The organism is Tabrizicola sp. YIM 78059 (assembly GCF_004959785.1).
GTDB classification, from domain to species: Bacteria; Pseudomonadota; Alphaproteobacteria; order Rhodobacterales; family Rhodobacteraceae; genus Tabrizicola; species Tabrizicola caldifontis.
Genome location: NZ_SJZH01000072.1, coordinates 1 through 458, shown reverse-complemented (window position 1 = coordinate 458; position 458 = coordinate 1). Strand labels below are relative to the sequence as shown.

Sequence of the window (458 nt, the reverse complement as noted above, 5' to 3'; positions counted from 1 at the left end):
GCGCCCGGCGCGCTTCTGCTGGCGACTTGCTGCCCAGCGATGAATGCGGCCTGACGTTGTTGCAGTCGTAGCGCCAAAGGGCCAGCTTTCGACTTGTGTCGGCGAAGCTGTCGAACAACTCCTCATTGAGGCATTCGTAGCGCAGGCCGCCATTGAACGACTCGATGTAGCCATTCTGCGGTGGCTTGCCCGGGTCGATGTAATGCCACTCGACCTTGTTGTCGTTCGCCCATTTCGCTTCGCGGACCTTCGGTTCAGGATGGCCTTGCTGGTGAACTCGGTTCCGTTGTCGGAGACGATGCAGGCGGGCTTGCCATAGATCCGGACCAAGGCATCAAGTTCCCGCGCCACCCTGGCCCCCGAGATGCTGGTGTCGGCGATCAGGGTAAGGTTCTCACGGCAGCAATCGTCGTTCACTGCCAGGATACGGAACTTGCGACAGGCACCGAATGTGTCCG

The 458-nt window shown here is 60.5% G+C and carries 1 pseudogene; it reads right to left on the bottom strand.

The features are described 5' to 3' along the window. A pseudogene (locus tag EZM81_RS18090) lies at positions 1-458 on the bottom strand (integrase core domain-containing protein); the annotation flags it as partial.